This window comes from Nitrospirota bacterium, assembly GCA_016180645.1.
GTDB lineage: Bacteria > JACPQY01 > JACPQY01 > JACPQY01 > JACPQY01 > JACPAV01.
The window spans coordinates 1-26,806 of sequence record JACPAV010000018.1 but is presented as its reverse complement, the minus strand read 5'-3'; the positions used below and the strand labels follow the sequence as shown (position 1 = coordinate 26,806).

The 26,806-nt window shown below is 59.2% G+C and carries 25 protein-coding genes, 1 tRNA gene and 1 pseudogene; 5 read left to right on the top strand and 22 right to left on the bottom strand.

The genetic code is table 11. From position 1 onward, the window contains the following. The 5 genes from HYT87_11450 to HYT87_11430 all read right to left on the bottom strand — a co-directional run bounded on the left by HYT87_11450 (position 1) and on the right by HYT87_11430 (position 12,326). A complete protein-coding gene (locus HYT87_11450; GenBank protein ID MBI2060374.1) occupies positions 1 to 3,018 on the bottom strand; it encodes a DUF1156 domain-containing protein in 3,018 nt (1,005 codons plus the stop codon). After that, positions 3,015 to 5,897, bottom strand: coding sequence for an AAA family ATPase (locus HYT87_11445; protein MBI2060373.1), 2,883 nt, complete (start codon positions 5,895 to 5,897; stop codon positions 3,015 to 3,017). Before HYT87_11445 ends, HYT87_11450 begins: the two co-directional genes overlap by 4 nt. Before the next feature lie 77 nt (positions 5,898 to 5,974). Further along, on the bottom strand, positions 5,975 to 7,459 hold the full coding sequence (gene rmuC, locus HYT87_11440; protein ID MBI2060372.1) for a DNA recombination protein RmuC: 1,485 nt from the start codon (positions 7,457 to 7,459) through the stop codon (positions 5,975 to 5,977). Further along, positions 7,456 to 8,955 (bottom strand): putative DNA binding domain-containing protein, encoded by a 1,500-nt coding sequence (locus HYT87_11435; protein MBI2060371.1) that lies wholly within the window; start codon positions 8,953 to 8,955, stop codon positions 7,456 to 7,458. Before HYT87_11435 ends, rmuC begins: the two co-directional genes overlap by 4 nt. Beyond that, complete coding sequence (locus tag HYT87_11430; protein MBI2060370.1) at positions 8,952 to 12,326, bottom strand: DUF3883 domain-containing protein; 3,375 nt, start codon at positions 12,324 to 12,326, stop codon at positions 8,952 to 8,954. Before HYT87_11430 ends, HYT87_11435 begins: the two co-directional genes overlap by 4 nt. Before the next feature lie 273 nt (positions 12,327 to 12,599). On the opposite strand from HYT87_11430, the gene HYT87_11425 reads away from it, so the two are divergent. Further along, the gene (locus tag HYT87_11425; protein ID MBI2060369.1) at positions 12,600 to 12,821 is read left to right on the top strand and encodes a DUF2188 domain-containing protein; all 222 of its coding nucleotides are present in this window, start codon (positions 12,600 to 12,602) and stop codon (positions 12,819 to 12,821) included. A gap of 402 nt (positions 12,822 to 13,223) precedes the next feature. Here the strand turns inward: HYT87_11425 and HYT87_11420 are convergent, their stop codons facing one another. The 4 genes from HYT87_11420 to HYT87_11405 all read right to left on the bottom strand — a co-directional run bounded on the left by HYT87_11420 (position 13,224) and on the right by HYT87_11405 (position 16,460). Then, entirely contained in the window at positions 13,224 to 13,595 is a 372-nt protein-coding gene (locus HYT87_11420; protein ID MBI2060368.1) for a hypothetical protein, read from the bottom strand. A gap of 372 nt (positions 13,596 to 13,967) precedes the next feature. Further along, entirely contained in the window at positions 13,968 to 14,378 is a 411-nt protein-coding gene (locus HYT87_11415; protein ID MBI2060367.1) for a hypothetical protein, read from the bottom strand. 53 nt (positions 14,379 to 14,431) lie between these two features. Further along, positions 14,432 to 15,196, bottom strand: a complete 765-nt coding sequence (locus HYT87_11410; protein ID MBI2060366.1) for a hypothetical protein — start codon at positions 15,194 to 15,196, stop codon at positions 14,432 to 14,434. Positions 15,197 to 15,296: 100 nt separating this feature from the next. After that, complete coding sequence (locus HYT87_11405) at positions 15,297 to 16,460, bottom strand: hypothetical protein (protein MBI2060365.1); 1,164 nt, start codon at positions 16,458 to 16,460, stop codon at positions 15,297 to 15,299. A 297-nt stretch (positions 16,461 to 16,757) separates the two neighbouring features. Between HYT87_11405 and HYT87_11400 the strand changes: the two genes are divergently transcribed. After that, positions 16,758 to 17,120, top strand: a complete 363-nt coding sequence (locus tag HYT87_11400) for a helix-turn-helix transcriptional regulator (protein MBI2060364.1) — start codon at positions 16,758 to 16,760, stop codon at positions 17,118 to 17,120. Here HYT87_11400 and HYT87_11395 read toward each other — a convergent pair. From HYT87_11395 to HYT87_11345, 11 genes and pseudogenes are all read right to left on the bottom strand, one after another. Then, positions 17,077 to 17,358: a type II toxin-antitoxin system HicA family toxin gene (locus HYT87_11395; GenBank protein ID MBI2060363.1), complete on the bottom strand. Its 282-nt coding sequence runs from the start codon at positions 17,356 to 17,358 to the stop codon at positions 17,077 to 17,079. The genes HYT87_11400 and HYT87_11395 overlap by 44 nt on opposite strands. A gap of 34 nt (positions 17,359 to 17,392) precedes the next feature. Beyond that, positions 17,393 to 18,133: a metallophosphoesterase family protein gene (locus HYT87_11390; protein MBI2060362.1), complete on the bottom strand. Its 741-nt coding sequence runs from the start codon at positions 18,131 to 18,133 to the stop codon at positions 17,393 to 17,395. Beyond that, a complete protein-coding gene (locus tag HYT87_11385; protein ID MBI2060361.1) occupies positions 18,130 to 18,372 on the bottom strand; it encodes a hypothetical protein in 243 nt (80 codons plus the stop codon). Before HYT87_11385 ends, HYT87_11390 begins: the two co-directional genes overlap by 4 nt. A 138-nt stretch (positions 18,373 to 18,510) precedes the next feature. Then, on the bottom strand, positions 18,511 to 18,723 hold the full coding sequence (locus tag HYT87_11380; protein MBI2060360.1) for a type II toxin-antitoxin system HicA family toxin: 213 nt from the start codon (positions 18,721 to 18,723) through the stop codon (positions 18,511 to 18,513). Next, a complete protein-coding gene (locus tag HYT87_11375) occupies positions 18,720 to 18,962 on the bottom strand; it encodes a type II toxin-antitoxin system HicB family antitoxin (GenBank protein MBI2060359.1) in 243 nt (80 codons plus the stop codon). Before HYT87_11375 ends, HYT87_11380 begins: the two co-directional genes overlap by 4 nt. Next, complete coding sequence (locus HYT87_11370) at positions 18,955 to 19,398, bottom strand: EscU/YscU/HrcU family type III secretion system export apparatus switch protein (GenBank protein ID MBI2060358.1); 444 nt, start codon at positions 19,396 to 19,398, stop codon at positions 18,955 to 18,957. The genes HYT87_11375 and HYT87_11370 overlap by 8 nt, the downstream gene beginning before the upstream one ends. Before the next feature lie 68 nt (positions 19,399 to 19,466). Further along, positions 19,467 to 20,399, bottom strand: a complete 933-nt coding sequence (locus HYT87_11365; protein ID MBI2060357.1) for a hypothetical protein — start codon at positions 20,397 to 20,399, stop codon at positions 19,467 to 19,469. Positions 20,400 to 21,016: 617 nt separating this feature from the next. Then, positions 21,017 to 21,295: pseudogene (locus HYT87_11360) on the bottom strand (hypothetical protein). Further along, on the bottom strand, positions 21,292 to 21,651 hold the full coding sequence (locus tag HYT87_11355) for a hypothetical protein (GenBank protein ID MBI2060356.1): 360 nt from the start codon (positions 21,649 to 21,651) through the stop codon (positions 21,292 to 21,294). Before HYT87_11355 ends, HYT87_11360 begins: the two are co-directional and overlap by 4 nt. Continuing rightward, a complete protein-coding gene (locus HYT87_11350; protein MBI2060355.1) occupies positions 21,648 to 22,124 on the bottom strand; it encodes a hypothetical protein in 477 nt (158 codons plus the stop codon). The genes HYT87_11355 and HYT87_11350 overlap by 4 nt, the downstream gene beginning before the upstream one ends. 160 nt (positions 22,125 to 22,284) lie before the next feature. Further along, on the bottom strand, positions 22,285 to 22,686 hold the full coding sequence (locus HYT87_11345; protein ID MBI2060354.1) for a helix-turn-helix transcriptional regulator: 402 nt from the start codon (positions 22,684 to 22,686) through the stop codon (positions 22,285 to 22,287). A 146-nt stretch (positions 22,687 to 22,832) separates the two neighbouring features. Between HYT87_11345 and HYT87_11340 the strand changes: the two genes are divergently transcribed. Then, positions 22,833 to 24,209, top strand: a complete 1,377-nt coding sequence (locus tag HYT87_11340) for a tyrosine-type recombinase/integrase (protein ID MBI2060353.1) — start codon at positions 22,833 to 22,835, stop codon at positions 24,207 to 24,209. A gap of 1 nt (position 24,210) precedes the next feature. Continuing rightward, positions 24,211 to 24,282 (top strand) — tRNA-Gly (locus HYT87_11335). A gap of 563 nt (positions 24,283 to 24,845) precedes the next feature. Here the strand turns inward: HYT87_11335 and HYT87_11330 are convergent. Both HYT87_11330 and HYT87_11325 read right to left on the bottom strand, forming a co-directional pair. Next, positions 24,846 to 25,190: a type II toxin-antitoxin system PemK/MazF family toxin gene (locus tag HYT87_11330; protein MBI2060352.1), complete on the bottom strand. Its 345-nt coding sequence runs from the start codon at positions 25,188 to 25,190 to the stop codon at positions 24,846 to 24,848. Then, positions 25,171 to 25,368 carry a hypothetical protein gene (locus tag HYT87_11325; protein MBI2060351.1) on the bottom strand — a complete coding sequence of 66 codons (198 nt, stop codon included), beginning with the start codon at positions 25,366 to 25,368 and terminating at the stop codon, positions 25,171 to 25,173. Before HYT87_11325 ends, HYT87_11330 begins: the two co-directional genes overlap by 20 nt. A 359-nt stretch (positions 25,369 to 25,727) precedes the next feature. Here HYT87_11325 and HYT87_11320 point away from each other — a divergent pair, with 359 nt between their 5' ends. Next, positions 25,728 to 25,919: a hypothetical protein gene (locus tag HYT87_11320; protein MBI2060350.1), complete on the top strand. Its 192-nt coding sequence runs from the start codon at positions 25,728 to 25,730 to the stop codon at positions 25,917 to 25,919. Positions 25,920 to 26,806: the final 887 nt, after the last annotated feature.

The following is a 26,806-nucleotide window of genomic DNA, read 5'->3' as shown; positions in this document are numbered from 1 at the left end:
CTATCTTGGCACGGCGAGGAGCATTGCGTCCAGGAGGCGTTTTTCTTCGCTGTACCGGGGATAGAGGGCGGAGAGGGAATTGGCGAGGCGCTCGAAGTCTGGGCCACGGTCTTGCTCGGCCTTGAGGAGGGCGCGGAGGGCGTTGGTTCGGCCGCCGGCCTGAAGAAGCATAGCCGCGTGGACGCGGTCGAGCGTGGTCGCTTCACGCTGGGGCTTCATGGCCTCATCGGATACCTGACCACCCGACTTCCTGGTGCGTCCCTTCTTCCTAAGCGGAAGTTCCTCCTGCCGTTCGCCGAAGAGGACCAATTGGCTCGCCGAGGCCGGGTCTTTCTCGATTTGATCGGCCACGGCGCGGGCGCCATCCGAGCCGAAGAGTTGTTTTGCTCGCTCGGACACCGCGAAGAGTCGCACCACGCCTTTTTTCGTTTCGATGACGCGGTCTTCCCATTCCGGGAGCTTGATCCCCAAGGGCTGCGCAAACCGCCGGACCACATCAAAAACGAGGCTGTATCCCGACGTCTTCCCTCGCGGAATGTCTTCATCTTCATCTATCTCTTCTGGCGCCTCATCTTCCATCTCCTCAATTTTGCCTTTTCCCTTTTCACTTTTGCCTTCCTGTTGGGTACTCTGCAACGTCCACAGAAACAGCGCCGTCAGCCTCGCGTCCTCTTCCAAAGCTCCGGCCGCGCCGTTTCTGGCCTTCGCTTCCGCGGTGCCGAGCACGTGCTCAAGAGCTATCCGACCGACGATTTCCCATACGTAGGCAAGGTAGCCGCGTAGGTGAGGTTCTTTTGCCTCAGGATTGCCCCCAAGCGGAATCTCGCGTTCCTCCGCATCCACAACCTTCGAGTATCGGCTGTAAATTTCCAATGCCGGGCCGATACAGGCAAAGACCAAGTCCGCACCGCGAATGCCCTCGCCCTGTAGGCGCTCCATCCAATCTCCGACGCGCTTGGGCAGTTCCCGTAGGACTTCGCCCCAGTCGCCCACGCCGGCATCTCTTGGCCGCGGGCGGCAGACGAGGTGGACGCTGGTGGCGAGGGAAGCTGTCTCCTGTGCATTGACCCGCGCAGTCCTTTCTGTCGCAATGGGCCACGAGCCCGTGATCGTCCATCCACCACGAATCATCCCGGACAGCAAGGCTTCCCAACCTTCGGTTGTCTTATGAGCAAACACTACCGAGCCGACACCTTCTTGAGAAAGGATACGTCGCCCTTCTCTGAAGGCGGTGGCCATCCCAGCTTCGTAGGAAGTCGCATTCTTCTTGGAAGTACTCCGAGTGTGCGGTCTGTCTACAACGATCTCGGCATCCTTCGGCGACACCTCCGAACCAAAGTGCGTCCCGCCGGTGATCGGAAAGATTCGCCGCAGCCACACGTAGAAGTAGTCTGACAAGTGCGCGTAGGGTACGGCGTCATAGTAGGGTGGATCGGTGAACCAAATCGAAGTTGTCTGGTCGGGAAGTGGGTGATTGGCCGCGTCTGCAACCTGAACCTGACCGGTACTCGACGCTGGCCAGTGTTGAATGACCTTCGCTATCCATTCGAGCGCGGCTCCGAAGTTGGACGAGTGATCGCCGATGGGAATTGTCTCACAGAAGTCCCACACCATTCCGATGGCCTGACGCCCGAAAGTGCTCGCGATGGCCTCGATGGTTTCTAACCACCGCACCAAGCTAGACAGCTGATCCGCTGCTCGATCCACCCCCAGCGCAAGAGCAGTCGATAGTGCAGCCTCACCCTCAATTAGTCGCTCGCGAGCAAACCGAGCGAGAGTCACCAACGCGATCTTTTGCCGCGAAGTGAGCAGGTCGCCCCAACTGCTCATTCCGTAGATCGGAACACTAATCCTGCGAATCTCGTTGAGCGAGATCACTTCATCCGGCACCGGGCAAAGCCCCTTCTTGCCGCCACGTTCCCACTCGCCGAGGATCGACTTGAGCCGCTTCTGTGCCCTCCAGACGGCCTGATACTCGCGCACTGTGGACAGGCGGTAGTTGCGCCCTGGCTTGCCCGGATGCAGCGTCACTACCGCCGCCATGACCGCACCGCCGCTGCGGTTCCCTTTGCCATCGAAAATAACATCCGCGCCGCCGCGCTGGGCCGCGAGTTGCGCCCGCACCCGTTCCGGTGGAAGAACAGCATTGCAGCATAGACACGTCGCCTTCGCTCGGGTGACCGTCCCGGCTCCCACATCGCTCTCCTTTTTCGGCTCAAAGATCTCGAAATCGATTCTCCGTTGTTCGCCGCGGCGCTTTACAACTTTTGGCCGAAGCGCGCGTCGCCGGTTCGCTTTCTTGCAGAGCCAGAATGAGCGCATGAGCGGAATCTCCGCGCCGCAGTTCGGAGCTTCGCAGCGCACCGTTCGCGCCCAGAGGTAGGCGATGGGCGTGGCACCATCGGGATCGTGAGGATAGAACTCAGCCAGTTCTTCTGCTGCCGCTTTCTTGATCTCACCGCCCACGCGCCGGAGTTCCTCGGCAAGCTTCGGGCCGTGGCGTGGAATGTCCTCCAGCATGACCTTGAGGATGAGGCAGGCCACGGGGTTGAGGTCCGAGGCAAACGCCTCGCAGCCCAGCCGCAGGGCCTCAAGGGGGATCGATCCGCCGCCGGCGAATGGATCTACGACGAGAGGCGCTTCCTCCCCGTGTGCGGCCTTCACGAGGCCGCGCCCTGCCTCAACATACGCAGGATTATTGGCCAGATCCCAGTTTGAGAAATCCCCGATGAATTTCAGAAGCCCTTTGCGCAGGTCTTCATCCGTAGGCCCGACCGTGTGGGGCAGGAGTGCCCGTGCCCGATCCTTGAATTCCTTGGGGCAGTGCTCGTCGCACGGATCAGGGAGCAGAAGCCCAAGCAGCATCGCCCGGCACGAGGCGAGTGGTCGCCGCGCCCACCAGAGGTGCAGTGTGCTCGGGTGTCCATGCCGGATCGATTTCTCCCGCGCGGCGTGCTTTGACACCACCGCAATCGGAAAATCCACCTCCGCCAGGCGTTTACATTCCTTGGGGATCATGCGCCACCCACCACTGCAAGGGCGGGTGGGAGATCCATACCATAGCGATGCTGTCGAACACGGAAGGCATCGCGCCCACCTTCCATGATGTCAATGACCGACTGCACGATGTCGTCGTTGTCAATTGAACCGTGTTTCTCCACAGTCGCCTTGCGGTCGCTAATCGCATTCAGAACGATCACTTGCTCAGCATCACCGGAAACAACGATATTCGGATTATGTGTGCAGACGATGATTTGCCGCCTTTCCTTCAGCGCCGCGAGGATGTCCGCCAAAATCTGGCCAATAAGGCGGTTGTCGAGATTGTCTTCGGGTTGGTCGATGACGAGCGGAGTCGACTCCGCCAATGCAATGAGCGGTAACATGGCACTGGACCGCTGCCCGGGCGATAACTCTCCAACAGGTCTGTCATTGAGGAGAATGCTCTCCTCGTCGTCCCATTCGACCTCCTGCAGCTTCAACAGATTCGTGAGACGTTCGCCGTCCTCATTCAGGGCTTCGACTTGAGCGGCTTCATCCTTCCCCCACGGTTTCCATGCATCCACCGCCTTCTGAGCTTCAGTGGCGGTGATCTGGGCTGACGGATCGTCTGGCAACTGCTTTCCCTCAAAGGCGTGGGGATCGCCGCCAAGAAGCGCACGCACTAGGGTGAAGGGATTGAAATGGGCGGCGAGAATGTCTGGAATTCGTCGGTTCTTGTACTGCGTGGCGAACGATGCGGCGACCTTTTTCTTGACGACCGAATCAGCAAACGCCTGTGTATCACACCCAGCACGGAAACTAAGCGACACCTTCATGTGGCCGGCAAGGTATTGATTGAGCGTCGTCTCTATCTTCAGATTACTGGCAGCTCGGATTTCTGCAATCCGTTCGTGGATTTCTACAATCTTGCCCGCGGAGTTTTCCCGCAATGTCAACGAGGTTTGCAAGCGTTTCCATGTTTTCAGGTACTCGTCGCGGACCGCGGATGCCTCGCGTAATCGACGCTCGGCGTTCGAGCGAAGATCCGCGATCTTTTGCATGGATGAGTCGTCTGCCAATGACCCCCTTATTCTCAACTGGATCGCCTCGATTTCAGCTTTGGCAACCGCGATATTCTGAACGATCAGTCCGGCCAGTCCCGTCAACGCATGGGTCGCGGACGAAAGTGTTTTCTGCACATCTGCCTCGGATTCTACAATGTGCAGTATCGGCGTGGCATTGTTCATCCACCAGTCACGGAGTTCCTGTGGTGCGGATTCGAGAAGTTCAGACAATCCCTCACGTAGGGAAGTAGCGTCAAGTGCGCTTACCTTGGAGCTAAAAGAATCGACGTTCTTCTTGATGAGCTCCAACGCTTGCCCTTTCATCTGGGCGAGGTCGAGATCGCCGAAATGCTTCTTAACGTCCTCCGTGTTGATCTTCTCGAAGGCAGCCTTATATTCGGAAAAGCGACGAATCACACCATTGTTGCGATGATAGATGGCCTTGAGATCGGCTATAGTCTTCTCAATTTCTTTTCGGTTAGCCTGGAACTGCTGGGTCAGTTCGTCACGTTCCTGCTTGACCGGGGGCAATTCCACGATAAGACGGTCCAATAAATCCCGCTGCCGTGCGGTGTCCCGGCCGAGCGTCTCGATTTCGCTCCATCCGAAGAGTCGCACGGGATAATCGCCGCTCGATTCAACATCAGCAACGGAAAGTGGCTCGCCATCGGCATCGAATACCTTGGTGACGTAATCCTCCTGTGGGTCGAATGTTGCTTCAAGAACCCGCTTCTCGCCGGACCGGGTTTGATAGACGACACGGATCAGACATCCGGATAGATTTGCTTCTTGCATCTCACGGATGCGTTCGGAGAGCTTGTTCGTCGAGTCGAGTTCTGAAAGTGTGCGATTATAGCCGAACACGTAGCGCAGCGCCTCGACGATAGTGGATTTTCCCGATCCTCTTGGTCCGATGAGGCAATTGAGGTTTTCGGCAAAGGCGATGCGTTCTTTCTCAAATAGGGAGCTGCTGTCACCCAAGATTTCAATTCCAAGGAGTCGGGGACTGGGTGGCATGGGCAGGTCAGTTGCGAATCGGATTCGCGTCTCTGGAATTTTCAATGCGTCGCGGAGCCCCTTAAGGCCAAGAGTGGTCATCTTGATCCAAGTAACCAAGTCAGTCCGTGAAAAGTCTTCTATGCAGTGTGCGTCAAATCGCATCGTCACGGGGATTGCAACCTCATACCCCTTCTCGGGCATGGACCAGCGGTAGTGCCTTTTGTCCGCCGCTTTCGCGATCTCAAGAGCATCGAACTCGACGGAAAACAGGTATTTCTTGAGTTCCGTAGAGAGATCTTTTTCCTGCTCTTCCTGGGCGGCTGGATCGGAGGTGAATTGTTTGATGATTTCCGCGCCGGTTTGTCGGAAAAGGTGACGGATGCCTTGCTGGGAATTGACATGTGCCGCGACGCACAAGCCGCCTTCGTCGTGAACATGCTTAATAAAGTCCGACAGGCGCAGGTTTTGGACCTCCTCCTGACCTTCTCTTTTCTCATCGTCTGGAATGTCTTTCACCCCTGCGAAAATTCGACTGAACTTCTCCACGGTTGCTCCCTCGGGAAGGACGATGAGAAGATGCACGCGAAAGCAACTGATGGCCGCCTCTGGCTGGAAGTTCACTTCCATTCCAGGCAAGACCAGGAAGTTCTTTTCACCTCGACTGAGCTGGGATACCCGGCTGGCGTAGGTGCATCTCATGTGGTCGGTTATGACGACTAGGTCGAGATGCTTTTTCAACGCGCCGATGAACTCGCTATCACCGTCGTCAGCGATTAGCCTTTCGCGGTCATTGAGCGTCTTGTCCCCCGTACGGTTCCAGTCGTAACTGTCCGGAGAGTGCAGGTGAAGCGCCACTCGGCGAAACCGAGCGGTCCGTATCCGAAGCTGGTCCAATGTCTCCAAGAGATCTTGATAAGGGGATATTTGCTGTGTCATTTCCCATCCTCCCCAGCAATGTCCTGCTGTTCAGACTGGTCTTCCGAAAGTTCAGGTGCCGTGAGTACGCGCGGCGTCGTTTCGATGGGTTGAACCAGAGGAACTTCGGCACCGGGCGCGGCCCCAAGATCCTTGAATCGCCGCGCGGCCGGAAGGACCCGCGCCTCCATCGACCCTACGGCGCTGTTGTAAGAGGCATTGGCCTTCTCAAGCCCTTTGCCGACTTCGCCGATGTGCTCGGCAAAGATTCTCATGCGTTCGTAGAGCTGCTTTCCGAGTTCGCTGATCTCCTGAGCGTTCTTGGCGACCTGTTCCTGCCGCCAGCCATAAGCCACGGCACGAAGGAGGGCTATCAGGGTCGTGGGGGTCGCCAACACCACGCGTTGTTCCAGGCCATCTTCGATAAGGCTGTGATCCGCGTCCACCGCAGCACCGAAAAACGACTCGCCGGGAATGAACATCACGACGAATTCAGGGGCTTGGGTGAACTGCGCCCAGTATTGCTTGTTGGCAAGAGCGTTCATGTGACTGCGGACCTGCGCCGCGTGCCGCGCCATGGCAACTTTCCGCGTTTCTTCCGAGTCCGCAGCGACTGCGTCCAAATAGGCTTCCAGAGATACCTTCGCGTCCACGACGATTTCGCGCTGGGCGGGCAGGCGAACGATGAGATCGGGGCGCTGCCTGCCTTCCCCTGCCTGCGCCGCGGAGGTCCGCGCCGCGGCAGGCAGGTCGGTATTGGCGGTGACCTGTTCGGCGAAGTCGCAGTGCTCGGACATTCCCGCCAATTCCACCACCCGGCGCAGCGTCATCTCTCCCCAACGGCCTCGCACCTGCGGCTTTCGCAGGGCCGTGACCAAGTTCGCGGTTTCCTTCTGAAGTTGCTGCTGGCTTGCAGAGAGGCCCTTCAGGTGCTCAGTCAGCCCCGAATACGCCTCCTGCCTGTTCTTCTCAATCGTGCGGACATGCTCCTCGAATTTCGTGATGGATTCCGACAAGGGCTTGACCATTCCTTGAATGGCCTCCTGGCGCTTGCCGAGGTCTCCCTTTGCGTCCGTGAGAACCTTATCGAGTGTCTCCTTCGCCAGTTTCAGGAACGCCGTCGTGTTGTTGTTGAGCGTGTCCCCGGCGAGCACCTTGAAGGTGTCCGTGAGCTTGACCTTCGCATCCTCAAGAAGTTTCTTCTCTTCTTCAAGCCGTTGGACGGTTTCCGCCAGTTGGGTTTCCGCCTTCACCCTTGCGCTGTTCTCGCCGGCCAACTGCTCTCGGAGCTTCGTGAAGTCGTCGGAAGCCTTCTGATTCTGCGCACGCAGTTCTGCGATGGTCCCTTCCAGTCCAGAGGCCCGACCCTCGGCCGTGTTCGCCTGCCTCGCAAGCTCCTCAATTTTGGCGGTCAGGGATTTTGCAACGCGTGCGGACGCGAGCAGCCAAGCCACAAGGCCGCCGATTAGCAAACCACCCAATACGCAGAGGGCGTAGATCATTTCCCATCCTTTCCGCTGTGCGTTTTCTGCGCCTTCTCCCCAGCCCGAGTAAGACGGTACTTTTGCAGGCGGCTGCTGGGCTTTTCAGGCAACGTGTACTCGATCAATCCTTCAGCGAGCAATTCGTTGAGAGTCCGCTTCAATGCGCCGGTCTTGCTTCGCAGCCCAAGGGCTTCTGCCAGCGCACGAGCGGACAAGGCACTCCGTGACAAGACGTTCAGAACCCGAACCGACTGGGCCCCTGACTGGGCCCTCCACTGGGCTCCTGACTGGGCCCCGGCAACCTCCGTCTTGCCCCCGGCGACCATCTGTGCTCTGAACGTTACGATCAGGAACCCCTGCAATTCCTCGAATTTCGGAGGGGCGGCTCCGTGACGTTTGCAGGCCGCGATCACGCGGTTGGTTCCCTGGCCCCAAACCTCCACCGCGCCCGTGCGGTGAAAGGCCCCGGCGATCAGGGGATTGGTCGGCTTTGATATATGTTTCCCCGAAAGCTGCTTCAGCGTCACGCCATTGGGCAGGCGACCGTAGCTTCTGATCTCGACCCGGTCGTCAAAGACCACAATGGCGACGTGGCCGGAGTAGTGGGAGTAGTCGCGGTGCATGACGGCGTTGAGGAGGATTTCCCGGAGAGCGTCCAAGGGGATGGGGAAACGATCTTCACGAAAAATCTGTCCCTCGGGGAAGCGCGCACCCAGGGGCATGGTTCGCTTCAGGAATTCCATTCCCTCGCGTACCATGGCAAAGGCGTTCATGTATTCCTGCCGGTTGTCCACGATCTCGCCGGTAATCTCCGTTCCCCGGAACCGGCCCATTTTCAAGAGGCATTGAGGGTAATCCGGCAGGAATCTCTTGCCGTAAAGTATCAGTGCGGCCTGCGTGAGAACACTGTCAATCCGCAATCCCAACCGGTCGAGGATTTCGCCGACGTCCCGGCGGGTGTCCGGCGAAATCCGGTTCTGCTGAATGGCCAGCTCGCGCGTGCGCAGGATCTCTTTGCGGTCCAAGTCCTTCAGCGCCAGGCCTTCGGCGGGGAGGTTCTCCCAGCGACGCTTCGCGTGGCCGCGATCGACGAGCAGACGCTCGTACTTCGCCTGCGGCATCCGGCGCGTCGTGCTGCCCAGGCGCTCGTAGGGATGGCCTTCATAGGTGAAGGGACGGACATCCCGACCGCTCTCGGCCGTGACGATCACAACCATGCGGCCCACTTTGATCTTGATGCGCTCAATGGCAACATGAGCGGGAGGCTCGAAACGAGCTGCGGCCTGTGCGATGTCGCGGAGCGTCTTGTCGGAAACATCCTGTCCCTCAATCGTGCCTTCGGGCCGAACCCCGAAGAGCACCGTGCCGCCGGATACGTTCAGGAAGGCGCACAGCGTCTGCATGCCCTCCTTCAGTTCGCCTGTCGAACGCTTGAATTCCAGTGTAGTGCCTTCGCCCTGCTTGACGAGCGCGGCAAGCTGTTTTGTGCTCTTGGGAATCGCGACGGCCTTCATGGGCGATCACCTCCATACGGAGGCGAATCCTCGCGCAGCTGTATCGATTGGGTCATTGCATCCACCTGGAGCCAATAATGCTCGACCTTCTTCACCTCATGCCAGGGCAGGCGAGCGGGATCGCGAATCGGATCTTCAAGTTTCGGCGTGGCTTTGCAGTTTGTAACCACGTACAGCCAGTAGCAATCGCGGCGGTCTTCGGCCACGCGCTTCTCGTTGGGAGTAAGGAGGACGGTGCCCGTGGACCCGCCGAGGCCCTTGACTTCGATAAGGCGGAGGTGGCCCGATTTCGTGTCAATGCTGGTGATGTCGTATCCCAGGTTCTTTTCATGCACATCCTCCACCTGCCGTCCTTGGGACTGCTCGTGCTCGATGACGACACGCATGGCCGTGGCCTCCGTTAGGGGATCAGGCCGCAGTCGCCGGATGTCGGCGGCATCGCGCTCGGGGTGGGGCAGAACCAGCGCGCTGGCAATCCGTTCGACGCCTTGGAGGGACAGTGCCCGTTCGCGATTGAGTTCTTGTCGTCGCTTCTCGCGCCGAGCCATGAGGTCGGCGTGGCGCGCCTCGGCTTGGGCGAGGCGACCCTCCGCGCCGGGCGCTTTCCTCTCCACATCGGCGTCGGCCCTCCCGATTTCTTCATCCACCTTGTGAAGGAGTTCCGTGAGAGAGAATTCGACATGGTTGGCGATTCGGTCCACCTCGGCCAGCCGCTCGGATTTCACTTCGTCCAGAAAGGGCTTGAGGGCCGTCTCGTTCAGCCAGGCTGCGTTAGCGGGCGCGAGAGCGACAGACGGCAGCTTGTCTGGAGGCGGCGCCGGGGTGTAGTCGCCAATGGCCGCTGCGTTGAGCAATCGCGGCCCCCCGCCATCAGGATACTCCACGACGAATAATCGCTCATGAATGGCATGCCCCAAACCGTCCACTACCTTCGCGCGATAGAAGTCGAGCCGGGCGGGCTTGTCGTGCTGGAGGGAATGGAAACAGGCTCCCCTGGAAAATTCCGGCAGCGCCTGATCCAAGGCATGACGACGCAGGGCCTCGAAGAGAGGATGCCCCGGGGTGACCCATTCGAGATTGTGCTTCTCGGCGGTCTCGCGTTCGGTTGAGAGGCGGGGATACTTGCCTGCGAGGGCGGGCAGTTTCCAATCCGATTGAGACTCGAACCGCCGGAGCGCGGGGGGTGTTCGGCCCGGCTCGAAGGTATGGGGCAGAGAGGCAATTTCTTTGATGGTCAAGGACGCCATTGGGGCGGACTCCGCGACGAACCGAGCGATGGTCTCCGGTACAACCCGTCGTTCCTGCGCCCGGGCGCGCCGCTCGATGAGCATGGCGAGGTTCAATTTCTTCGACGCCAGCCCTTCAAGAGCGTTCCGGCAGATGGCGCGGAATCGGCTTTCATCCACGTCCCGGAGGAGCCGATCTTCGAGATCGGCATCTCCCAACTTCCCTGAGTAGTAGTCCCGAAGAACCCGCTCAATGTGAGCGGACGGCAAGACTTCGCCGACGACATTGAAGACCGCGTCGTCATCGAGGGCGTTTCGGATCTCCTGAAGCTTTTCGAGGAGGCGCTGTAGGACGCGCCCTTCGATGGTGTTCGAGGCCACGAAATTGAAGATGAGGCAGTCCTTCTTCTGGCCGTAGCGGTGGATGCGGCCCATGCGCTGCTCGAGACGGTTCGGGTTCCACGGGATATCGTAGTTGAAAAGGATATTACAAACTTGGAGGTTGATCCCTTCGCCTGCTGCTTCGGTGGCCACGAGTACTTGGATCTTCCCTTCCTTGAACTGTTGCTCCGAGTGGAGGCGTGTTCCTTCATCATCTCTGGATCCGGCCTTCATGCTGCCGTGGATGTATCCCACGCGGAAGCCCCAGTCCTTGAGCTTCCCGACCAGGTAGTCCAAAGTATCCTTGAACTCCGTAAAGAGGAGAAGCCGCCTATCGGGGTGGTCGAAAAACCCCTCCGCCTGAAGCGTGGCCTTGAGCTTGGAGAGCTTGGCTTCAGAACCGGCATCTTCAACGGCCTTGGCCTTCCCGGCCAGGTCGGACAGCTCACGGATTTCTTCTCGCACCTGGTCGGCGTTGCCCGCGATGGTGATGGCTTCAAGGATTTCTTCAAGGCGCTCGCGTTCACTTTCCTCCATTTCCTCCAATTCCTCCGGGCTGGGGATTTCAGGTGGAGCGATTTGGGCGAGATCCTGGGCGCGTTTCAGGGCCATTTCGAGGCGCGTGGCTCGGTTCTCCAGAGAGTGGCGGAGGGCGTACATGCTTGAGGCCAGGCGGCGTTGGTAGAGGGACATAAGAAATCCGACTGCGCGGGATCGGGGATCGTCTCCCGCCGCGGCGGCCCTGACGCTTTGGGCCTTCACGTATCGGGTGACCTGGCGGTAGAGGTCGAATTCGGGACCGTCGATGTTGAAGTCCACCGTCTTCGGAATCCGCTTCTTGAAGATCTTCGTGGCTGTCCATGTGCCATCCGGTTGTCGCTCCGGGAAGTAGACCATCGCCTCCTTGGTTCGTCGCAGGTAGAACGGCGCGCGCTGGCGGGTCATGGCCTCACGGATCGATCGGACATCGGCGTAGGTATCGGGATCCAGGAGCTGGAGGAACAAGGTGAAATTGATGGGGTCTCCCTTGTGCGGCGTGGCCGTAAGGAGAAGCAGGTGGTCCGAGATATCTCGCAGGAGTTCGCCCAATCGGTACCGCTGGCTTTTGTGGGTTTCATCGGCGGCGGACATTCTATGGGCTTCGTCCACGATGATGACGTCCCAGTGTACCTGCCGGAGTCCCGGCAGGATATCCTCCCGCTTCGCGAGGTCGAGCGACGTGATCGTCTGCTTCTGCTCCATCCACTGATTGACGCCGAACTGGTCGCGGATGTCGCTTCCCTTCATGACGAGGAATTTCTCGTCGAACTTCTCCTTGAGTTCACGTTGCCATTGGAAGGCGAGGTTGGCGGGGCAGACGACCAGGATACGCTCGGCGAGTCCGCGGAGCTTGAGTTCCCGAATGAGGAGGCCGGCCATGATGGTCTTGCCCGCGCCGGCGTCGTCGGCCAGGAGGAAGCGGACGCGGGCGAGTTTGAGGAGGTAGTCGTAGACCGCTTCAAGCTGATGGGGGAGGGGGTCTACCCGTGAGATGGAGAGGCCGAAATAGGGATCGAATTCGTAGGCGATCCCGAGGGTGTAGGCTTGGAGGCCGAGACGGAGGAGTTGGCCGTTTCCATCGTAGGTGGCGCGGGAGTCCAGGATGGTGAGAGTCTTGAGGTCGGTGGCGGTGAGCGTGACGCTTCGGAACCTTTCGGACTGAACGCCGACCAGCCCGGCTATCCACGAGGCGGGGCCGTTGGGCCGGACCGTTTCGACCCGCATAGGCTCGTTGAACAGGGGGCCGGCCAGGACTTGGCCTTCGCGAAGAGGATCGGGTTCTCCCCCTGATGGCAACTCGGCTGTCACGGGGGGAACAATATATCAGGCCCAATTCGGGCACAAGTTGCCACGGCATTCCTCTTGACAATTGGGAGCGCGGGGACCCAGAATTGGAAGGTGCTCAGGAAGAGCATGAATGGATTGAAGGGAATCACCGCGTCCCCTTCGAGGAATACTGGAGGCGGGGAAGCTGAACATCAGGTTAAGGAGGACAGCATGTCCAAGAATCAGTGGATCGTGCGATACGGCAAGGGGTGGGCCGTGCGAGGCGAGGGGAACTCACGGGTAACCAAGGCATTCGAGAAACAGTCGGATGCCATCGGTCTTGGCCGTGAGATCTCGGAGAGGCATCGTTCGGAACTCATCATTCAGGCCCGGGACGGAACCATTCGGCAAAAGGACTCGCATGGTAGGGATCCTTACCCTCCTGCCGGCTAGGGATTCGGCATAGACGAAGGCAAGAATCTCCACTGCTGCGGCCGAATCGGTTGCCGTCGGTCTCAGTGCGCTTCCCTCCGTAATCGTGAAGTCAGTTGACATGGATGGAGCAGGGGATACAATTTGCGGAGTCACTATGGAAACCGTCACGGGGGTTCTACGGAAGCGCAATCGGAAATCTTGGGTCGGTCGGATCGTTGGATTTCCCTGTGTTGAATCCGCCTCGAAGGAGGCGACTTCACCAGGATTCAAGCCCACATAGCGCGGGTCCCCTCGCTCCCCCGTATCCTCGCAGGGGGCCCGCGCGTTTTTCTTCTCGGCAAATTCGCCAAACCTCGTAAGCCTGCGGGCGAGACGGCTCTCAGCCATCCAGTCCAAGAGGTAAGGTGTAGGGTGCGGCGTTCAGTTGAGGTAGATCCGAGGGGATAACTGGATCCCGAATATGAAGTATCTCCCGTTCTTGCCCAGCATTCCGAGATGTACTCCCTCGATTCCGAGTGCGAAATGTCTTGCCATCGGGAACTCCCGACCCAAGTCGATCCGGTACGTGAAGCCCGAGTCGGAAAACTGAGGAACGTAGTCGGCGAAAACTTTTCCGATGGCGATTCCGGGTCCGGCATAGAAGTGTTGAGCGAAAAACCGTCTGGTGTAGAACTCCAGAACGTAGTAGCCCGCGGTGGCTCCCTTCACCTTCGCGACGCCGGCGAAGGGCCTCAGTCCGGCGCCCGTGCCGCCGGGTGTGGCAATTCCCAGATCGAGTGCCAGAAGTGGCACAGCAGCTCCGATATCTCTCGGATCCTCCTCAAATCCTTGCGGGTCGGGCCGAAAGACGAGTGCTCCGAAGCCTCCTTCTGCGCCCATTAGGAATCCCCTGCGTCTGAATTTCTTGCCGGTGGCCCTCTTGGACTTCCCGGAGAGATACAGTTTTCCTTGCTCTTCGGCAAAACCCCATGCGTTGGCCCCCAGCGGGTCAGCCTGACTCAAAGTTGTAACGCCATCCGGCTCTGCAGGGATTGCGGCAAGTCCTCCTGGGAACAGCAAAGCCGTCAGCAGAATTGGGAGAGGAGGTAGGACTTTCGACGTAGCGGTTATCTCGGGACAAATGTCACGGTGAAGACTTGTCCCACCGGTGGCACTGTGTCTGTTTCAGCATGGGGTCGAGGTTGCCGCGCAGGAGCACACGCAACCCCTGGTGGTCGCAGATCCGCAGACGTTCTTGGACGGGCTGGTACAGGTGGATTGGGCCACGATGGCGACGGTGCCCGACGCCGCGGTCTGTTTCTCACATTCGGTGATGCTCGTTGACTGGTCGACAGCCAACGCGCAATCCGCTGTGCAACTGCAACGCCACTCGACCCCGGTCATGACCTTCGTGGTGGTCGTCGTTGAAGTGGACCCGCCGCTGGTTTTCGTGGATGTCGTTGTCGTTGTGGTACCCGTGGTCGTTGCTACTGCGGTGGTGTCATCATCCTTGTCGCAGAGGCCAACATCCTCGCAGACATCGCCACAACTCCCTTGGAGGAACGCAATGAGCAGGAACGAAAGCAAGAGCCTCATTCCGGAATCAACTCCTCGGTGGATGGTTCGGGGCCAAGTGTGGTTCCACGTCGTTACAGCTTCTTCATGAATGCCAGGGTCTTGCTCCGAAGATCCATCGCGTTCAAGGGAGTTTCATTTCCAATCTCCGAGATGAAAAGGGACTGGTACCCCGTGTCGATGAGGCCGATAGTTGAGACTGAAAGATCCGTTTCCCCTCGATAGTCGATAGCACCCTTAGCCGGGAGGCCGAGTACCGACGTGACGAGGAAGTCCACTCGAATACTGGCACCCGTTGTCGCAATCTCCGAATCCTTCGTGTAGGCAGCATTCACGTCTTTGAGTGCGCCCTCAATGGCGCTCCTTGCGTCACCCTCGCCAAGATACATAAGCTGAGATGTCGTTTTCCTCTTCTCGGGGGCGATTTCCGTGCCGCTTGCATCCTTCGTGGAGCACTCGCCGAGAACTTTTCCGGGCGACTTGAATGTGAGCTTCGCAGCATACTCCAGCTCTCCCGTTGCGGGGGAAAGGGCATAGGTGAGGGCCACTTCCGTCTTGCTTGCGCCCGGACCTGTCGAATACCGAAAGAGGGCTGGAGGCTGGCTTCTGTCGGAGACGCGGATTTTGGCAATTACTTGTTCTTCCCGATTGGTCCAGCCCCAATCGTCATAGCCGAGGGAACAGGAAACAATCACCGGGTCGGAAGGAGTATCCGACGTGCTCTTCACGGGAGGTTGCTCGGGTTGTGGACGTTCTTCCCCGCACGACAGCCAGAATAGAACGCCAATAAGATGGAGCGGATGAATGATCATCCTGGGGTCGAGCCGCGGTCGCGTCATGTTGCCTCGCTTCATGGGAACAATAGGATTCGTCCGCCGATAGGGACAGCATTTGCATTTCGCCGGGACAATCGCGGGGAGTCACAATCATGCGCCGGGGTCATGGGAGTACCTCATAAACAATGGTCTCTCCGACCGGTGTCGGGGCGTTGCTCGCGGCCATGTGCAGGCGGTCGTTCACCCATGCCATGCCGGAGATTCTTGCTGGAACAAGGATGTCGCTGGTCTGCTTGATTCCGGCCGTGCTGAACTTTGAGACGGTTGATTCGTACGCCCCGCCCGCCGAGATTGTTGCTTTTGTAAGCACGAGAAGTTGTTTCCCGTCCCAGGTGATCTCAGGACAAACCAAAGATGCGGATGTGGCTCGGCTAGGTGCTGCGAAGATGATCTGCGATATGACCAGTTCGCGGCTGGGAGCCTGTGCGAAGTGGAAGAATGAACTCTCGGTCGTGCCGGAGGATGACAGCTTGTAGACGCTCTTGTCGTCGGAGGCCCATAAAGTGGAACCATCCCGGGCGAGGCTGCAAATACTCGACGATGGCGCCGCGAACGAGGAAACCGTGGCCCCGGAACTCGAGAGAGCAAGAATCTTGCCGCCTACCGCAGCAAAGATTTGCTTGGCGGAGAGGCTATCTCCGATCCAGGCGATCCCGTCCGCAATGCCCCCGTCTGAGCCGGCTGGAATGGTCGATTTCACTGTGCCTGTTGAGTCGATGGTGACAATGGCGCTCTTTGCTGCATCGGACAGGAGATAACTACTGCCGGTCCAAGCCATCGAATTCGCGATGAGGGATCGGGTGGAGAACATCTTTGCGAGCCCATTACACTCCTGCTCGTTCGCAGCCTTGGGCTTGATGTTCGCGTCGTCATCCTTGCAATCGGTGCCTCCGGCCGCCTTGTCCACGACTCCATCGCAATCCCGGTCGACCCCACATGTCTTGTTGAACGGATCTGTCCGCTCCACATCCAATGTGATATCAATCGACCGAGCAGCTGTCTCAGAGGAAATTGTGACGGGTTTCTCCTGCCCCTCGGGCAGGAAATACGACGTCTCCTCGATTCCGGCCAGTGATGATTGTGATTCCTGGTAGCAGCCGGCTACCACCAGTGTGTAGGTCCCTTCTTGGACCCCATCGAATGCGAAACCTCCCTCCTGTCCCGTGGGCACAAAGTCGGTCACCTTGGCCTCGTTTCCCCCGGTCGAACTCTTTGTTTTCAGATAGACCGTAACGCCGGCGAGCGGCTTCTTGCACGTTTGGCCCACCAGTGTTCCATGTACGGAGACTGATTTCTTTGATTGGGAGCTGGGCCCAGCGGTGGTTGGGACTGATAATTCCTCCTTTGCACTGCCGCATCCTGCTGTCAGGACGCAAAGCGTCGACAACAGCCACTTGGATACGCGGGGACAATGTGCCAGTGGAAGTTTTCGGATCGGCGGTGCTGCCATTTGATCGGGTATCCGTGCTGAGTGAAGGTTAGTGGAGGAGGGTATAAATGTCAATATGGCAGAAGACATATACCCTTCTTCCGTCCATTCATCCGTGATGCAAAGGAGGTCGTCATGGGATGGATGGAGAACCTACAGAATGAGGTCGGGCAGCGGATCCGCGATGTTCGCACAAACCGTGGCTGGACGCAGGCCCACCTGGCGGAGAAGGCGGACCTTCCGACCGAGACGGTCAGTCGGATCGAGCGTGGCGTGGAGCCGAACCCGACCATGCGGAGTCTGGGGTGCATCGCACAGGCACTCGGCATGGAGCACCACGAACTGTTCCTGCCCAAAGCGAAGCACGAGGAGATCGAGAAGAATCGAGTCGTTCACCAGATCATCTCGGCGCTTAGACGACTCGACCGTAAAGACCTGACCCTTGTACGGACCTTCATCGGCCGATTCTCCGACCTCGGCGGGAAGAAGAAAGGGTAGACTGGGCCGCGGTCGGGCCGGTCTCCGGCTTCGGCTCGATGTCCTTCAGAACCGCGGAGAGGAGACGGGGGCAGATGTCGTCGCCGTCGTGAGTGGGGACCACAGTTGCCCGCCCATCGGGATGGCGGAAATAGAGATGCTTGCCTTCCCTCATGACGGACTTTCCGGCGAGCTTGAACCCCAGGGATGTGAGGATCTCGCTCAAGTGGGCAGGCGAGAAAACCGGCAGCTCCCTCACACCTTCACCTCCTTCCTGCGGACAAACCAGATCCTCATGCCGCGGCTCTTGACGTTTTCCGCAGCGTGACCGTAGCCTCTCCTCCCTCCGAAGGGAATGCCATCTCGATCAGCATCCCGTCCGGGCCAGGGTTCACGATCCAAGACCCGCCGTTTCGATCGGATTCACCGAATCGATCATGGAAGTGGCCCGTAACGACGACGGCGGGCTTGAGACTCTCGACCATCCTTCTTACATTTCGACTGCCGAGAGCGGGTCCCTCCTTGAAACCCACGCACAGGTCGCCCTTGAAAACAGGCTCCTTCCCGCAAGTGGCCGTTCCCGCCGGCGGGAAGTGCGAGAGAAGAACCAGCGGAAGGAGTGGGTCGGCCTGCGCTTTCAGGATCTCGAGGTAGGACGCGTAGAACTCTCCCTTCTCTCCGTAGTGGGGGTTCAGATCCTCGGTGCCGTCCAGGCCGGCGATCTGGACTCGGAGGCCCCCGGGGAGCGGCTCGATCTCAACCTTCAGATCGACGTAGTGGAGGGTCGGATACGCACTCTCCAGGAATCGGCAAATCCCGTCGTGCTCGTGGTTGCCACCGATGAAATACACCGGTAACTCGCATCGGCCCAGAATCATCATGGAGGGATGGATACCTTCCGTCATGATCGTGAAATCACCCGCGCAGACGATGAAGGCCGATCGGCTGTCGTGTACGAGTGTGATCACCGATTCGATGCACCCCACGTCGGCGTGATGATCCGTGAAGGCCACGAAACGGACCCTCTGAGTCACGCTCTTTTCCTTCCCGGTTGCGGACGGCGGAGCGATTGGAGCATGTCCAGTCCGTCTAGGACCTCATCCTCCAGTTGATTCCGCCGGTGGGCCCTGAGATCCTCCCGCATCAGCCAATCCGCCATGTGGTCGAGAATGTCGTAAAGTCTATCGAAGTCGACGGAGTGCGATGCCTGCGCCTGAACAGCCTGGCGTCGAGGACCCCCTGAAGCCGCAGATTGGCGTGGAGGTGTCTCCATCGGTGCTGAGATATGCCTACGCAAAGGATGCGGACGATCCGCAGGCCGAACCGAAAATGGCTCCCGTGATCGGGCTTCTATGGTTGCAGGTCTGTTGTTCCGGCCACCCGGCAGTCGAGGCCCAGGCTTCCCTCCCATTTATTTTCGTCTTTCTTGCTCCGGACTTTTCAGGATTGCACGAAGCAACCCCCTCGCCATATGTTCCCCATTTTTCGGCGGTGCGACGACCGAGGCCCGGCCATCGGGATGCCGGAAATACTTGTGGCCTGCCTCCCGACGAATCGTCGCGAATCCGATGGAACGGCTCACGGATTCCGGAAGGTCGCGAGCAAGGTCGGGCAGCCTCCTCACGCCTTCACCTCGATCATGTGGACGCCGACGAACCGGCTGCGCGGGGACTTGCGCCCCTCCATCCTCAGGCAGAGGGCAATGACGTCCTTCAGCCGGGATTCCAGGGCCATGAACGATGGCGCCTGCGTGTGACAACCGTTGAGATCCGGGATGATCCCGACGTAGTAGCCGTTCGCATCCCGCTCGATGATCACGGGGAAAGCGCGGGTCTTCCTGCCCTTGGGCTCCTTGTTACGCATTCGCAACTTCCAGCACCTCAACCCGGAACCTCACCAGCCGCTCGTTTCTCGTTGGGTTCTTCTTGAGAGCGTACACGTAGGCGGAGGAGACGGCCCAGTACAACTCGCGGGGAACCACACTCGATGACCGTGCTGCCTTGGCCAGTGCTTCAGGAAGACAATGGTCAAAATCCAGGTACAGCGGCACGTCATTCATGACGGCCCGGTAAATACACGTTTCGGCAAAAGGACCCCTGTAAGCGCCGGTGATCACCGGCGCCTCCATTTCATGCGGGACGTACACCAGACCCACGGCGATAGCGGGATCCGTGTCGAAATCGGTGGCGACGATGACATCGGGCCGCCCCGGTCGATCGGAAGGGAGCATCCGCTCTCCACTCGGGTCCCCCGCAGGACAAATGCCTGCGCCAAGCCTGTCGATTAGGCTCACACCCACCCCAGCGGCAAGACCTCCAATCATCCTGCGAAAGAAGTCTCTCCTCGTCCAAGCGCCCAGAATTACCTTCACAACTCCACCCCGCGTCCTTTCTTGAGCGCATCGAAGATATCACGCGCCCGCTTCCGAATGTCCCGGTGTTCGTCCTTGAGAACGGCAAGGGCTCTTCTTCTGCTGAAACCCGCCAATCGTACCAGCCCGGCGAGTTCCTCCACGTCCCTCCTTCTCTTCTCCATGGACCGGCTGGGACTGATCGCCGCCGGAAACTTGGTGGCGGCAAGCGCCTCCAAGGACGCCGTCGCGTAGCGGCCGAAGGTGGCCTCCTTGTCGAAGATGCGCAGAAGCGTGGGACTCGCTTCCGCGTTGATGAAGTCCATCCCCCATGCGGGGACGATGATCGCGTCTCCGTTCCGACGGTGTTCGGCGCTCCAGTGGCTCAAGAAAGCGGGAATCTCCAGCGTGAAGAGCTCTCTCACGAGGAAGTCGAGTTCGGTCTCGCCTTGCACGGTTGTGAGGTACCGTTTGACGGCCGAAGTCCCGATCAGGAGGTGCTGTCGGGATTGTATGAGAACGCTGATCCAGGCTCGCTGGTATTGCGGATCTCTCATCGAGTCAGGCGCGGGGACATCCCGGTGTGCCGCGCAACGCGTCCGGTTCCACTGCCGGGGTTTGGCAATAAGGCTCCCCGGTTCACCGCAGACCTCGCAGGTCCTGTAGCTTCTTCCCTCCGCCTCCCGAAGACTGTTCAGGAGTTCCTCGTGGTGTCCCTCCCGTTTGCCGTCTTTGAGGCAATAGACCCTCAGCCCGCCGAATTTCTCCTTCACCTGCACGATCTGGGCGCCTTCCAGTCTCGGCCACAGGTCGTTGAGGATGGGATGCCATCCCGGTCCGATCTGCGTCAGCGCCTCCTCCAGAGTCAGGTTCGGCTTGGGACTGCGATAAAGCATTCGGACGAACTGGTCCAGGGATGCGGCGCGCTTCCGATTCTTTCTGGAAAACATCCGCGATCATCCCCTCGTCACCGCAGATCGTAGAGGTAGAGCACGGCGGCCCACCCGCTCGGCATGGTGCGAGGGGCGTGGGGCAGTTCCTTCGCGTACTTGACGCACATCCCGAGGAAGTAACGGGCGTGAAAGAACGCCTCGACGACCGGCCTTGTGTAGTTGAGCCAGCTGTCGTTGATGTAGCCGCTCCGCTCACGATCCCAATCCCTCGACATCGCGTCCGCCACGATGGTCTGGAGCCATTTGTTCAGGGGCTGGTGAGGGAGGATCGCCCGCAGGGCATTCATGATCTTGCTTGTCGAGTTGTTCAGATAGAAGACCTTGTACGACTGATGGTAGAAGCGATAGACGCCGTCTTCGGAGGCCCAGTGGTCGTCCACGCTTTCCAGTACATGTTCCAGATCGGGGAGGGCGTCTTTCAGACGACGTAGGAGGTACTGGACCGCCGGTCGATGAACCTCCTTGTCGCCGCTCCCCAGCGCATGCTCGAACCTCTTCTCCTCCGGAATTTCGGCGATCTCTTTCTGCCAGTCTTCCTGGGACTTCTTTTCGGACTCCTTCAGGAACCGTTTCCAGTCCTCGCGTGTGGGGAATTCGCGAGTGTGGGCGGCACGCCGTTCGATGGCGCGGATGGCTTGTTCCATACGCTCGGCCGCGGGAGGGTTGGCGGAGTGGACCTTCATCGACGGTGGGACGAAGTCGCGCCACTCGACGCCTTCCTCGATCCAGACGAGCACGTCGTACCCCGTGTCTTCCTCCACGTCCCCCAGGTCATGATCGAGGCTGATCTCCTCAACCTGTCCGGCTTCGAGGAGCGCGATGGCCTCCTTGGCCGTCTTGACCAGAGTCCAGCCCTCCGGTGCGGGTCGTTGATCGTCCAGGAAAACCTTCATGAGTGTTCCTCCTCACTTGCGGTTGCGGCAGTTTGGCGCTCACTCCGGAGTCTGACCTTGCTTTCGGCGCGGGCTGCGATCAGCACGCGATGATGTGGAGCCACTTCGATTTCGTATCGGCCGGCGATGGACACGAACCCCGGGACCTCGAAGGGATTCCAGAGGTGCACGAGGCCGGTTCCCTGCCCGGCCAAACCCATAGGCACCAGGTAGTCGTACTCCAGCTTGATTCCCTCCACCTCGCCTCGGGCGTGAACCGCTGCGGCCACGGATCGAGACACATTCGTTTCGGCGTCGGAGAGGTAGACCGAGACCACGAGGTCCTCCAAGACGAATCGGAACACTCCAGCGATCATCGGTCCGACTCCTCGACTCGGTCGATCCTCACCACGCGCAGGTCCCGTCCCATCTTCCTGGCTAGGGCCATCGTCATGTGGGTGCCTCCCTTCTCTCGCCCGTCCCAGAAAGCCACCACGCGATCTGATCGGTCCACCAGAACTTGATTTCGCTTGCGATAGCTCGATGGAAAACAGGGCCGGAGCTTCAGTTGATGGATCTCATCGGCATGCTGCTCGATGACCGCCCTGGCATCATGGGGCTGGTCCGGCAGACGACCGGGCAGGATGACCACAAGGCGCGTGCGCTTTTCCGAAGGGAGCTCGGCGATCACCTTCGCCGCTTCATCGAGGGCAATGGTATCGGCGCCGGACGCACCGCCGAACAGGAGTTCCACGGGAGCGTGGAGGGAGATTTCCTCGGCAACGATTTTTCCGATGACCTCCCGCACCCCCGGGCCGGCATCTCTTCTACCCGTGAAGGCGACTTTCATGCGAATACCCCCATGACCATTCAACCGCGGACAGTCTGGCAGGTAATGATATATAAGTCAACTAGTATGACTCGTACAACAAGTAGGATGAACGCCCCATCCTACAGATAGGGCTCCCAAACTGAAGGTGGAAAGAGGGCTTCTAGGAGATCGAGGGCCGCTAGGTCCGGTCCTTGGATTTCCGCTCGACCGGGATCGATTCCTTGAGGATTCCCCGGTGGCGGGTGAGCCGGTATAGAAGCTCGCGGTAGAACTGGATGTCGTCCACGGAGGCCTTCTTGAGGCGGGCGGCAATGTCCTGGATGAGAAGTTCCTTTTGGGCCTTTTCCTCTGCAGAAGGCATCAGGAGGAGTCTCTGCGCGGCCACCTTGAGGGCGTTCGCCAACCTCCCCAGCACCTCTGCGGAGGGGTTCAAATGCCCCCGCTCGATGCGGGAGACCGTCTCATCGGCCAAGTCGGCCTCCTTCGCAAGCGCCTGTTGGGTCAGGCCGCGCTCCTCTCGGAGTTCGCGCAGGTTGCGTCCGATTTCTGCCTTGATGTCGGGTTCGTCGGTGTCAGCCATGTGAGTCCACCGTACTAGACCTGTACCGCGATTCACTTGACGTAAAAGTATAGGCGCGTATCATGCTGTCTGTGGACACAAGTTCAGATCCTAACAGAGTGGAAACCAAGTGGCGAGGGCTGTCTAGGTCGATAGGAGAGGTAGGAATGGCCGGCGTCGAAGCATTTTCACTTCAGGAGCAGCCGCCGACAATGGAGGCGCTTCAGGCAGAACATGGCGTGCCTCCCGGAGGCAATCCTGCCCCGGTACCCGTGCAAGATCCGGTGGCCCGTAGAGGGGTGCGGCATTCTCGGAAAAAGGTGCGTGGAGTGATTTCCCAGAACGGTCGGTTGTACACTCGAATCCGCTTTGGCGGAAAGATGCGCAAATTCCCGGTACCGGATGGTGAGACCGGCGAACGACTCTTCAAGGCACTCAGGAAGTGGCGAAGGGTCGGGGCGCCGCTCCCGAACGATCTTCGCTCGCTTGCGAGCTCGATCGTAGGAGGGGATGAGATCCTGTCGGTCGGGGACATCCTCAAACTCTACGTGGACTCAAGGCAATCGCGGGAATCGATTGCGGACATCAAGAACGACGCGAAGCACTGGAATGAGAAGCTTGGAAGCGAGAGGGTCACGGGGCTGGACAAGAAGGGGATTGCGCGACTGATCGGAAGGATTACCGAGGTTCTCGATGGGTGGAGGAAGGCGGGGTTGTCGCCATGGACGGTGAACCATCGACGCACGACCCTGGCGGCGGCATTCAACTACGTGGAAAAAAAGCGATTGAGGATTGAGGTCCAAGAAAACCCGTTCCACTATGGTATTGCCCGACAAGGAACGGAAGATCGCTCCATGGTCAGCATGACGTTTGGCATGTTTGTACTCATTCTCCGGGAGTGTCCCGCTATCGTGCGTCCGGTTCTTGTCTTCATGGCCTGCACAGGCAGGAGGGTAGGGGAGGCGGTTCGCCTGGAAAGGGTCCACGTGCGACTCGAAAAGAAGGAGTACTTCTGCCGTCCCGAGAAGCGCGGCCGACCGGGGTGGTATCCACTCGTTGGCATGGCGGTGGATTGCCTTAGAGTCCAACCGGTCATCGCGGGTGAGCCGAGAGTTTTCCCGGTCTCGGCGGGATACGTGAGCCACGCATTCATGAGGGCGGTCCGGAGCCTCTACAAGAAGGGGCTTGTCCGCACCGAGGATCTTCGCTTACATGATCTCCGGCACGCCGTATCGTCTTGGCTAAACGAGGCGGGAACGACGACGAAGGATCTCCAAGATTTCATCGGTTGGAAGTCGCCTGAGATGGCCATGCGATATCCGAAGCCCGTCGCTGCGGCAGTAGCGGCCAAGGCAGAAGCAATTTCCGCAGGGCTGGGAGCCGCCGGGCTCACCCCAAGCGATTTTGCGCTGCTACCGAGCGGGACAAGACCCGATCACCCGCGGTCTGGCGGGAGTGTGGCGGGCAAAAGTGACCCAAAAAGTGTCCCACCAAAAATTGACTCCGCCGGCGATTCAACGTATCATCCCGAACTGACTCAGTAACGCGGGTGTAGCTCAGGGGCAGAGCATCTGCTTCCCAAGCAGAGGGTCGTGGGTTCAATTCCCATCGCCCGCTGACGCAAGTCTTCGCAGCGGTAGAGGGTAATCTGGGTGGAGGGCAGGAGCCCGACTTCCACAGGAAAGCACGGAGCGTCACGACGACGATCGTGAATTCCCATCGCCCGCTCATGCAAGTCTCCCACCGAAGATCTGCCTTCTCAGCCCGCCCATCGCTGCCTGTCTTGCGAAGCCATTCTGACGCATATGGCAGTTCTCAACACCAGCCATGGATAGTGCGGCGTCCGGTTCCCATGAGATTCTGATCGCCGTCCGTGCAGCGAAGCGGAGGGGACGGTACCCCGCCCTCCGTGCCGACCACGATGCAGAGACCCCATAGCCCTGCCGCTCATCGTCCCTGGAGCGAAGCGCAAGGGGCGATGGGAGGCCCCTGAAGGCGGGGTGCCACCTTGCCGAACGATCGAAGGTAATGGGTATGCTGGGCCATAGGGTCAGACATTTGTATCTTGACAATGTGGGGATGAACATACAGGGTGGCTGCCGTGGCTCGACAACTCCGTCCGCTTGCGCCGCGCAATTGTGGGGCCAGGTCTTGCATTCGTTCACCGGCCCATAAGAAGCCTATCCTGGATGTTGCCGCTGTAGAAATGACGACAGAGCCGCGACGATTTGTTTCACGAACGGCGCCGGGAACGCACCCAACCGTCCGCGAACGAGCCGCTCGTGGAGAGTGAAAATCTTCGTGACCTTGACAATTGATCTTTTGGGTAAGCCTGCACCGCGCTGTTCCTCAGCAGACACCTGTAGGTCGGTCGGCAGTAGATCTGAGGGGATACGGGAAGTGATGGCGGCCACGAGGAGGTCTTGTTCCTGGGTACCCATGACAACTCCCGGCCGTTGTTTGGTCGTCGTCAGGTCGGTGAAAGGAAATGGGACGAGGACGACGTCACCGGACTTGTAGATGATCGTAGACCTCGTCTTCCGGGTTCTCCCAGAATCCGAACGCCGTCTCCGTCGCCTTCAGCCACCCGAGGTCTTCGGATGTGAGACCCAGCGCGGTTGGGAGTACCTGGAGGAATTCCCTCCGCTTTTCGATCGGCAACGTGCGGATTCTCTTCACGAGATCGGCAACATCGGTGCTCACATTTCCGATTATCTATCCACAGACCTGCGTGGTCAAGGCGATGGATTCTATTGTAGCCTGCGGAGACCCCCCCGCCAGAGCCAGCAGAATAGGGGCGAAATCAGAAGGAAGTCGGAATTCGCGGCTCTCCCGGCCTGTGGGCCACGTTCGCGGCCATTTCTCAGTCCTTGGCTCCTCGAAGCATCACGGAGCGTATGTCCTTGCACTGATTCTGAACCAGCTCAGCTCGACCTTGCGACTACCGGGATGACCGAAAACAGATTCATGTCTGCAACCGCCGAACGGGCCTTTCGGAGAGAATCTGGAGGGAAATTCACAGGATCGTCCCCACGGCCCAATGCGTGACCGTGAGGCCGCACTTGAAGAAAGTCGCCTTCATCTCCGCCGCTGCGTCGCTCGGCGTTCCGATCTGGGAATTCTTTGCAATCCAGGAGGCAAGTCTTACCGACGCGGACAAGGTGAAGACGGCCCAATCGCTCTTGAAGAAGGCTGCGCCGAAAGACGTCGATTTGGTCCTCCGCCTCCTACGCGAGATCGGAATCAAGCCTTAGCTTTCGACCCATTTCCTGTGGGTCTTCCCCATCCCGTTCCGCTCGTCTCGCAGCCGTAGGATCGCTCGCAGGAGGAGGATGCGTCGCTCGGACGCAGTTCAATCCCCGCCCAAAGCTTCGGGCGGAAGATTGGTGAGTGAGCCTACTGGGAGTGACTGTGTCGGCTGTGCAGGAGTGGACCGCTGCGGTACGAACCGTCGGACTTGGCCGTTTTCGTGGATCGTTACTACCACCTGCCGTAGCTGAGCTGCTGCCTTGAGCCGGGTAGCCACCTCCGATGAAGCGGCGAACTGGAGATCGGCAATCCCCTCGTTCAGCATGTCCCACCGGCGTAGGAGTAGCTCATCAAGAAAGGAGCCTGATAGATTTTGAGTATTCCGGAGGTCCAATACAAGGATCCTGCCGCGGAGGTCGGGTACCTTATCACGGACTCCTTGAACGGCTTTCCGTGATCGTTCTCTTCTCATGAATCTGGGGGTGAGATCTTTGATCTTGAACCAGAGTGCCTTCGTCATCCAAGTTCCGCCATCATGCCCGGATCGACCCGCCTAACTTGCGCGTGCTGAATCCGCACCTCTTATCATCCGAGCCAGTCCTCGAGTGCGAGTCCCGCGATGTGCTCAAAGTCGCGAACATTGTGGGTGACTAGGAAACCACTCTGGCTCATGACGGTTGCGGCGATCATTGCGTCTACGACTTCGGTGGGGCGCCCCAGCTTTTTCAAGGCGGCTTGTAGGCCATAGGGTCAGACATTTGTATCTTGACAATGTGGGGATGAACATGCAGGTTGGCTGCCGTGGCTCGCCAACTCCGTCCGCTTGCGCCGGGACTCCTGTATCACGTGATTGCCCGAGGGAACCAGAGGCGCAAGGTGTTCCTTGGGGAAG

What these genes read in the sequence shown, in the direction of transcription:
- HYT87_11450 (MBI2060374.1), bottom strand. Translation starts at nt 3,018, where the DNA reads ATGATCCCCAAGGAATGTAAACGCCTGGCGGAGGTGGATTTTCCGATT.
- rmuC (MBI2060372.1), bottom strand. Translation starts at nt 7,459, where the DNA reads ATGATCTACGCCCTCTGCGTATTGGGTGGTTTGCTAATCGGCGGCCTT.
- HYT87_11435 (MBI2060371.1), bottom strand. Translation starts at nt 8,955, where the DNA reads ATGAAGGCCGTCGCGATTCCCAAGAGCACAAAACAGCTTGCCGCGCTC.
- HYT87_11430 (MBI2060370.1), bottom strand. Translation starts at nt 12,326, where the DNA reads ATGCGGGTCGAAACGGTCCGGCCCAACGGCCCCGCCTCGTGGATAGCC.
- HYT87_11425 (MBI2060369.1), top strand. Translation starts at nt 12,600, where the DNA reads ATGTCCAAGAATCAGTGGATCGTGCGATACGGCAAGGGGTGGGCCGTG.
- HYT87_11415 (MBI2060367.1), bottom strand. Translation starts at nt 14,378, where the DNA reads ATGAGGCTCTTGCTTTCGTTCCTGCTCATTGCGTTCCTCCAAGGGAGT.
- HYT87_11410 (MBI2060366.1), bottom strand. Translation starts at nt 15,196, where the DNA reads ATGACGCGACCGCGGCTCGACCCCAGGATGATCATTCATCCGCTCCAT.
- HYT87_11400 (MBI2060364.1), top strand. Translation starts at nt 16,758, where the DNA reads ATGGGATGGATGGAGAACCTACAGAATGAGGTCGGGCAGCGGATCCGC.
- HYT87_11385 (MBI2060361.1), bottom strand. Translation starts at nt 18,372, where the DNA reads ATGGAGACACCTCCACGCCAATCTGCGGCTTCAGGGGGTCCTCGACGC.
- HYT87_11375 (MBI2060359.1), bottom strand. Translation starts at nt 18,962, where the DNA reads ATGCGTAACAAGGAGCCCAAGGGCAGGAAGACCCGCGCTTTCCCCGTG.
- HYT87_11365 (MBI2060357.1), bottom strand. Translation starts at nt 20,399, where the DNA reads ATGTTTTCCAGAAAGAATCGGAAGCGCGCCGCATCCCTGGACCAGTTC.
- HYT87_11355 (MBI2060356.1), bottom strand. Translation starts at nt 21,651, where the DNA reads ATGATCGCTGGAGTGTTCCGATTCGTCTTGGAGGACCTCGTGGTCTCG.
- HYT87_11350 (MBI2060355.1), bottom strand. Translation starts at nt 22,124, where the DNA reads ATGAAAGTCGCCTTCACGGGTAGAAGAGATGCCGGCCCGGGGGTGCGG.
- HYT87_11345 (MBI2060354.1), bottom strand. Translation starts at nt 22,686, where the DNA reads ATGGCTGACACCGACGAACCCGACATCAAGGCAGAAATCGGACGCAAC.
- HYT87_11340 (MBI2060353.1), top strand. Translation starts at nt 22,833, where the DNA reads ATGGCCGGCGTCGAAGCATTTTCACTTCAGGAGCAGCCGCCGACAATG.